Below are 7,470 nucleotides of genomic sequence, written 5' to 3'. Positions count from 1 at the left end.
GGGGGCCACCTCCGCGCGGGGGCGGCGGCGGGAGCCCGGCATCCTGCATCGGAATCTGCGGCGGCTGCGGGCGCGGCGCACCGGGCGGCGGCGCATCGGCGCGCAGATTGCGCGGCGGCCGTTGTTCATCCTGGCCAAGCGGCGGACGGGCCTCGCGCGAGGGGCCTTGAGCAGGCGGACGCTGGCGCTGCGCACCGGGCGGCGCGCCCGGAGGGCCTGCGGATTCCGGCGGTCGGGCATTGGCGCGGCGGAAAGCGTCGCCGCCGCGCGCGGCACCGCCGCCACCGCCCGGCCGCGAGGCCTCGCGGGCGCGCTGGGCGGCTTCCGATTCGACCTTGCGCACGGCTTCTTCCAGCGAGAGCCGCTCGCGGGTGATTTCGGATTCGGAAAGCGGCGGCTGAACGCTGCGCAACTGCGCGATCAGCGCGGTGCGGGCCCGCTCATAGAGCGCACGGCGGCTCTCACCTGGAGCATTGGGGTCCAGGCCGGCGATAGCGCGCGCGATCAGCGGGTAATAATCAGCCATTTCTCTTCAATACTGCAGCTCTATTTTGGAGTCTTGGCGGTAACATCCCGTTAAGCCTCGAACGGGTTCTGTACCAGAATAGTATCCTCGCGTTCGGGGCTGGTGGAAAGTAATGCAATCGGACAACCCACGAGTTCCTCGACCCGGCGCACATATTTAATGGCCTGGGCCGGCAGATCTGCCCAGGAACGGGCGTTGGCGGTCGGCTCCTTCCAGCCTTCGATCGTCTCATAAATGGGCACCACCCGGGCCTGGGCGCCCTCGCCCGCCGGCAGATGGTCGATTTCCTTGCCGTCCAGCATATAGCCAGTGCACACCTCGATGGTGTCGAAGCCGTCGAGAATGTCGAGTTTTGTAAGGGCGAGCCCGGTGATGCCGCAGGTGCGGACAGTCTGGCGCACCAATGCTGCATCGAACCAGCCGCAGCGGCGCTTACGGCCGGTGTTGACGCCGAACTCCTTGCCGCGGCGGCCGATCTCCTCGCCGATCTCGTTGTTGAGTTCGGTTGGGAACGGGCCTTGGCCGACCCGGGTCGTATAGGCCTTGCAGATGCCGAGCACATAGCCGACCGCGCCCGGGCCCATGCCGGTGCCGGTCGCCGCCTGCGCCGCCACCGTGTTGGACGAGGTGACATAGGGATAGGTGCCGTGATCGACATCCAGAAGCGCGCCCTGCGCGCCCTCGAACAGGATGCGCTTGCCCTCGCGGCGTTTGATGTCGAGCAGCCGCCACACCGTCTCGGCGTAGGGCAACAGTTTTGGCGCCAGCGCGGTGAGCCCCTTCAGGATCCCGTCGCCGTCGATCTCCTCCAGATTGAGCCCGCGGCGCAGCGCGTTGTGATGCGCCAGCAGACGGTCGATCTTGTGCGGCAGCGTGTCGAGGTCGGCGAGGTCCATCAGGCGGATGGCGCGGCGGCCGACCTTGTCTTCATAGGCAGGCCCGATGCCGCGGCGGGTGGTGCCGATGGCGGTAGCCGTGTTGGATGATTCGCGCAGCGCATCGAGCTCGCGGTGCAGCGGCAGAATCAGCGTGACGTTCTCGGCGACGCGCAGGTTTTCCGGACTGATGGCGACGCCCTGACCCTTCAGTCTTGCAACCTCATCGAGGAAGGCCTGCGGATCGAACACCACGCCGTTGCCGATCACGGCCAGCTTCGAGGGCCGCAGCACGCCCGACGGCAGCAGTGCCAGCTTGTAGGTCTCGCCATTGATGACGAGCGTATGGCCGGCATTGTGGCCGCCCTGGAAGCGCACGACGATATCGGCCTGCTCCGACAACCAGTCGACGATCTTGCCCTTCCCCTCGTCGCCCCATTGGGCGCCGACGACGACAACATTGGCCATTTCTAAAGTGTTCCCTGCAAATCTGATGGTCCCAGCATGACCCTTCCGGAAAATCGGTCTCCACTTTTCCGAATCATGCGCTTTCGTTTGCGCATGACCTGATCGGAAAACCGGTGGCCACTTTTCCGGGTCATGCGCTAGCCTGCCCAGCCAAAATCACGGCCGGGGCCGTTCGCATGCGAGGCAGCCCCACCGGATAAAGGAAGCGGGTGCTCTAGGCAAGCAAGAAGGCGGTTTTAGGGGGGCCTTAGAACAGCTCCAACCCATTGATATCCCCGTAAAATTCCTGACCACCGGGCGCAAGACGCATTAACATCCGGCAATGACGGAGGGGCCATGTCGAAAACCACCCGTGCAACCCAGTCGCTGGAAAAGCTTGGCTTGAAATTCACCGTGCATACCTACGACTACGATCCGGATGCTGCGAGCATCGGGCTGCAGGCGGCCGAAGCGCTCGGCGTTGAGCCTGCGCGCGTGCTCAAGACGCTGATGGCCGAGGTCGACGGCAAGCCGGTCTGCGCCGTGGTGCCGACGGACTGCGAAGTCAGCATGAAAAAACTCGCAGGCGCCTTCGGGGCCAAGGCGGCGAAGATGATGCGGCCGGCGGATGCCGAACGGCTGACCGGCTACCACGTCGGCGGCATCTCGCCGTTCGGCCAGAAGAAGCGCGTGCCGGTCGCGATCGAGGAAGCCGCGCTCGGCCATGCCAGCGTGTTTCTCAACGGCGGCCAGCGCGGCCTGCAGGTCGAACTCGATCCCAACGACGCCGTGAAGGCTGTGGGCGCGATCGCGCGCGCACTCGTGGTCTGAGCGGCCTTCGCGTCGGCAAGCCGCTAGCTGGTGAGTTTGGACTGCGTCTGCGCCCATAGCATCGCCTCGATGATGGCCTCGCGCAATTTCGGGCGCTGCTCCTCATCGCATTCGATGAACGCCAGAATGGAATTGGCGCGAACGGCAAACTGCTGACGTGTTTCGGCTTCGGCTTCTTCGGCCGACATTGGCTTGCTCAAAGGAATGACCCATCATCTCTAGAATTCGCCTCACGGAGAGACGAAGCTGCTGCACAGCCGCCGTCTGCAAAACCGTGGTCCCAGCGATCGAACGAACGCCCTGTACTGAAATTAACCCGAAATAACTCACCGCACGCGCCCGGAAAACAAACCTAGGTTGGGTCGCATGAATCAATCGTCCTTTGATTGCATATTCTCCCGCCCGCTGGCAACCCCAAACAACAGGCAAGGAACAGGCAAAGCGCAGTCGAGTCGGGCTGCATGGTCGCGATGCATCCTGCACCATTGATGAGCATCGCAAATCCGTGTCTGTGACAGGGGCCGGGCGACATTCCGGCCCGGTGACGTCGGCCGGGCGGGCCGCGGCGCCATGGACCGGGCCTTATAATGACGGCTACCGAACAGACCTCACCCGTATCGTCCGGGAACTGGCTCGCCAACCAGCCCTATCTGCTGCTCAGCATCACGGCGCTGTGCTGGGCCGGCAACGCCATCGTCGGGCGGATGGCCGCCGGCCACATCGCGCCGGTGACGCTTTCGTTCCTGCGCTGGTCGCTTGCGTTCCTGATCATTCTGCCGTTTGCCTGGAAGCATCTGGCCCGCGATTGGGGCGCGATCCGCGGCCGGCTCGGCATCATGATCGTGCTGTCCATCACCGGCATCGGCGCGTTCAACACCCTGCAATACTGGGCGCTCGAGCACACCCAGGCGCTGAACACGCTGCTGCTGCAGTCGGCAGGCCCACTGGTGGTCGCGGTGTGGTCGCTGGCGCTGCTTGGCGTGCGGCTGACGCTGGCGCAGGCCGCCGGCGTTCTATTGTCGATGGCCGGCGTGATCATCATCCTGATGCATGGCGACCTCACCAAGCTTTCCAACATCGAGTTCAACCGCGGCGACCTGATCTTCCTCGTGGCGCTGGCGATCTTCGGGCTCTATTCGGTGCTCTCGCTGAAGCGGCCCCCGATCCATGCCCTCTCATTCGTCGCCTTCACCTTCGGCGCCGGCGCGGCCTGCCTGATCCCGCTGTTCATCTGGGAATTGTTCGCGCGGCCCTTGATGCAGATCGACACCGCGAACCTGCTGACGCTCGCCTATGTCGCGCTGTTCCCCTCGACGATCGCCTATCTCTGCTTCAATCGCGGCGTGCAACTGATCGGCGCCAACCGCGCCGCGCCGTTCTTCCATGTGGTCCCGGTGTTCGGAACCATCATGTCGATCATCTTCCTCGGCGAGCACCCGCAAGCGTTCCACTTCATCGGCTTCGCACTGGTGCTGACCGGGGTGTTTGTGGCGTCGCGGAAAACCTCCGCCTGAACGCTACTTGCGGGCGAGGTTGAGAAGGCCGCGGTGACTTACCCGGCTAAATCCGCTATTTCTTGGCCCTGCTTCGGAAGGTTTCGATGAAGGTTCGCGCCAGCAATCTGATGATCGGCACGCTCGTCCTGGCCCTGATCGGGGGATCGCTGGGCGGGTTTCTTGGCTACCAGAAGTTCGTCAGCGCCAAGCAGAAGGTGCCGTTCCGCGTGGTCTTCGAGGGCTCGGCGTCCGGCCTGCGCAAGGGCGGCAGCGTGAATTTCGCCGGCATCCGGGTCGGCGAAGTTGTGTCGCTCAAGCTTGACCATCCGCGCCGCGTCGTAGCCCTCGCCATGATCGACGGCAACACGCCGGTGAAGAGCGATACCCAGGTCGGCCTCGAATTTCAGGGGCTGACGGGCATTGCGGCGATCTCGTTCACTGGCGGATCGGACGAGGCGCCGCCGCCGCCAAAGGGCGCCGACGGCATTCCCGAGCTGACTGCCGATCCGGAAGGAACGCTCAACACCCAGGAAAAAATCCGCGTGGCGCTGCGCAACGTCGACAGGGTCATTGCCGACAACGAGGTGGCGATCAAGGATACGCTGCGGAATTTCGAGACGTTCACGGCCTCGCTGTCCAACAACGGCGAGAGGATCACCAGCATCATCTCGACCGCTGAATCCGGCGTCGACGCCGTCGACGGCGCGCTGACCAAGACCAAGGACTTCCTCGGCAGCCTCGCCAGCGACAAATATGGCGGCGAATTGCTGCCGACCGTGATCTCGATGCGCGAGCTGATCGAAAGTTTCGACAAGAAATCCGGGCAGTTGATCGCCGAGACGCGAAAAATGCTCGGCGACGTCAGCGCGTCCGTCAACAAGGCGGGCCAGAAATTTGGTGGGCCGCCTCCCCGGCGCTAACCTGCCTTTCGCACAACAACCAAAAAAATGGAACGCCCGACGTGCTCGACAAATCCGCAAGCCTGACCGCGCCGCCCCCGACCGTGACCCGCACCCCGAGCGCGGCGCCTCGGGCTTTGCAAAAATATCTGTCGCTCGACGATTTCGAGCCGACCGCGCGGCGCAGGATTCCAAAATTCCTCTACGGCTACATCTCCGGCGGCGCCGAGACCGATGCCGCGCTGCGCGACAACCGCAAAGCCTTCGACGAATACGGCTTTGTGCCGCGCGTGCTCAACGATGTCTCCGGGCGCGACCAGGCGACGACGCTGTTCGGCAAGACCTACGCCTCGCCGTTCGGGATTCCGCCGATGGGGTCGTCCGCGCTGTGCGCGTATCGCGGCGACATCGTGCTGACGCAGGCGGCCAGATCCGAGAACGTGCCGATGATTCTCAGCGCCTCGTCGCTGATCACGCTGGAGGATGTGCGCGCCGCCAATCAGGCGGCGTGGTATCAGGCCTATCTCGCGGGCCTGCCGGAGCGGATCGAACCGCTGGTCGATCGCGTGGCGGCGGCCGGCTATGACACCTTCGTCGTCACCGCCGACGTGCCGGTGCCGCCGAACCGCGAGAACAACATCCGCAACGGATTTCAGGTGCCGCTTGCGATCACCCCGCGCGTGTTCTGGGACACGATCACCCATCCGCACTGGCTGCTCGGCACCTGGGCGCGCACCGTGATGAACCACGGCATGCCGCATTTCGAGAACATGGATGCCAAACGCGGCCCGCCCGTGCTCGCGAAAAACCTGATGCGCAATATCGGCCATCGCGACCAGCTCGCCTGGAAGCATGTCGAACTGATCCGCAAACGCTGGAAGGGCAAGCTCGTCGTCAAGGGACTGGTCTCGCCGGCGGATGCGCGCATGGCGCGCGAGAGCGGCGTCGACGGCGTGATGCTGTCCAACCATGGCGGCCGCCAGCTCGACTACACGATGTCGGGCCTGCGCACGCTGCCGGAGATCGCGGCCGAAGCGAAGGGCATGACGGTCATGGTCGATGGCGGCATCCGCCGCGGCACCGACGTCATCAAGGCGCTCGCGCTCGGCGCGCATTTCGTCTGGATCGGCCGTCCCTTCCTTTATGCCGCGATCGCCGGCGGCGAGGCCGGCGTACAGCGCGCGATCACGCTGCTCAAGGCCGAGATCGACCGCGATCTCGCACTGCTCGGGATTCGGTCGATCAGCGAGATCACGCCGGACCTGGTGCGGAAGTTTTAGCTGGTAGCCCGGATGGAGCCCGTGATCGGCACCTCGCAGGTCAGCAACAACGCAAAGACAATGCACAGGACATTGTAGCATTGCATGCATGGGACTTGTCGCGCAGCGGAAAATCCAGCCCTACTGGCCTCGCGACCATGACCCAGCCCGCACCAGCGCCGCCTGCCCTCGATCCGGTCCGGTGGCTGAACAACCAGCCTTATCTGCTGCTCAGCCTGACCTCGCTGTTCTGGGCCGGCAACATCGTGCTGGCGCGCCATGTCGCCGGCCATGTACCGCCCTTGACGCTGTCCTGCGTCCGCTGGATCGGCACCTTTCTGATCCTGCTGCCCTTTGCCTGGCCGCACCTGAAGCAGGACTGGCCGGTGCTGCGCGCGCATCTGCCGATGATGCTGTTCCTGTCGCTGGTCGGGTTCGCCTACAACAACGCAATCTCCTATTGGGCCCTGCAATATACCGAGGCGTTGAACGCGCTTTTGATCCAGTCGGCGGGACCGCTGTTTGTCGCGCTGTGGTCGCTGGCGCTGTTCGGCATCCGCCTGACGGGTGCGCAGCTCGCCGGCATCACCATCTCGCTCGCGGGCGTCTTGACCATCATCCTGCGCGGCGATTTTGGCGCGCTCGCAGGCATCAGCTTCAACCGCGGCGACCTGATGTTTGCAAGCTCGCTCGTATCGTTCGGATTGTATTCGGCGCTGATCCCGCGCCGGCCGGTGACGCACGCGCTGTCGCTGATCTCCTTCACCACCTGCTGCGGCGCGCTGATGCTGGTGCCGTTCGCGATCTGGGAGTTTTCGACCGGCGCGACGCTGAAGTTCGACATGATCTCGATGGCGACGCTGGGCTATGCCGTGATCTTTCCCTCCACCCTGGCCTATCTGTTCTTCAACCGCGGGCTGGCGCTGATCGGGCCCAATCGTGCGGCGCCGTTCTTTCATCTGGTGCCGGTGTTCGGCTCGGCGATGGCGATCCTGCTGCTCGGCGAACAATTGCGGTTATTCCATCTGGTGGGCTATGCGCTGGTGCTGGCCGGCGTGGTGATCGCCTCCAGGCGGGCATCGGGAAGTAAGGCGTGAGCGGACCTGCGGCGTGACGTCTTACCGGCTTCCACTTTCC

Annotated in this window: 7 protein-coding genes and 1 pseudogene; 5 read left to right on the top strand and 3 right to left on the bottom strand. The window is 64.4% G+C overall.

What is annotated here, in order from left to right; genetic code table 11:
• A pseudogene (locus IVB22_RS20115) lies at positions 1-526 on the bottom strand (hypothetical protein); the annotation flags it as partial.
• A 50-nt stretch (positions 527-576) separates the two neighbouring features.
• Entirely contained in the window at positions 577-1,869 is a 1,293-nt protein-coding gene (locus IVB22_RS20110; RefSeq protein WP_247519019.1) for an adenylosuccinate synthase, read from the bottom strand.
• Positions 1,870-2,205: 336 nt separating this feature from the next.
• Here IVB22_RS20110 and ybaK point away from each other — a divergent pair, with 336 nt between their 5' ends.
• Complete coding sequence (gene ybaK / locus IVB22_RS20105; RefSeq protein ID WP_247519018.1) at positions 2,206-2,679, top strand: Cys-tRNA(Pro) deacylase; 474 nt, start codon at positions 2,206-2,208, stop codon at positions 2,677-2,679.
• 23 nt (positions 2,680-2,702) lie between these two features.
• On the opposite strand, the gene IVB22_RS20100 is transcribed toward ybaK, so the two are convergent.
• Positions 2,703-2,867 carry a hypothetical protein gene (locus tag IVB22_RS20100; protein ID WP_247519017.1) on the bottom strand — a complete coding sequence of 55 codons (165 nt, stop codon included), beginning with the start codon at positions 2,865-2,867 and terminating at the stop codon, positions 2,703-2,705.
• Between the two features lie 399 nt (positions 2,868-3,266).
• Here IVB22_RS20100 and IVB22_RS20095 point away from each other — a divergent pair, with 399 nt between their 5' ends.
• From IVB22_RS20095 to IVB22_RS20080, 4 genes are all read left to right on the top strand, one after another.
• A complete protein-coding gene (locus tag IVB22_RS20095) occupies positions 3,267-4,193 on the top strand; it encodes a DMT family transporter (protein WP_247519016.1) in 927 nt (308 codons plus the stop codon).
• A gap of 86 nt (positions 4,194-4,279) precedes the next feature.
• The gene (locus IVB22_RS20090) at positions 4,280-5,095 is read left to right on the top strand and encodes an MlaD family protein (protein ID WP_247519015.1); all 816 of its coding nucleotides are present in this window, start codon (positions 4,280-4,282) and stop codon (positions 5,093-5,095) included.
• Positions 5,096-5,178: 83 nt separating this feature from the next.
• On the top strand, positions 5,179-6,354 hold the full coding sequence (locus IVB22_RS20085; protein WP_374207572.1) for an alpha-hydroxy acid oxidase: 1,176 nt from the start codon (positions 5,179-5,181) through the stop codon (positions 6,352-6,354).
• 137 nt (positions 6,355-6,491) lie between these two features.
• Positions 6,492-7,430 carry a DMT family transporter gene (locus IVB22_RS20080; RefSeq protein ID WP_247519013.1) on the top strand — a complete coding sequence of 313 codons (939 nt, stop codon included), beginning with the start codon at positions 6,492-6,494 and terminating at the stop codon, positions 7,428-7,430.
• Positions 7,431-7,470: the final 40 nt, after the last annotated feature.

The organism is Bradyrhizobium sp. 190 (assembly GCF_023073415.1).
GTDB lineage: Bacteria > Pseudomonadota > Alphaproteobacteria > Rhizobiales > Xanthobacteraceae > Bradyrhizobium.
The sequence above is the reverse complement of the archived record's forward strand: the minus strand, read 5'-3'. Positions and strand labels throughout refer to the sequence as shown.

Bases quoted from the DNA above. Each gene is read 5' to 3' on its own strand.
- IVB22_RS20110 (WP_247519019.1), bottom strand. From the start codon at position 1,869: ATGGCCAATGTTGTCGTCGTCGGCGCCCAATGGGGCGACGAGGGGAAG.
- IVB22_RS20100 (WP_247519017.1), bottom strand. From the start codon at position 2,867: ATGTCGGCCGAAGAAGCCGAAGCCGAAACACGTCAGCAGTTTGCCGTT.
- IVB22_RS20095 (WP_247519016.1), top strand. From the start codon at position 3,267: ATGACGGCTACCGAACAGACCTCACCCGTATCGTCCGGGAACTGGCTC.
- ybaK (WP_247519018.1), top strand. From the start codon at position 2,206: ATGTCGAAAACCACCCGTGCAACCCAGTCGCTGGAAAAGCTTGGCTTG.
- IVB22_RS20080 (WP_247519013.1), top strand. From the start codon at position 6,492: ATGACCCAGCCCGCACCAGCGCCGCCTGCCCTCGATCCGGTCCGGTGG.
- IVB22_RS20090 (WP_247519015.1), top strand. From the start codon at position 4,280: ATGAAGGTTCGCGCCAGCAATCTGATGATCGGCACGCTCGTCCTGGCC.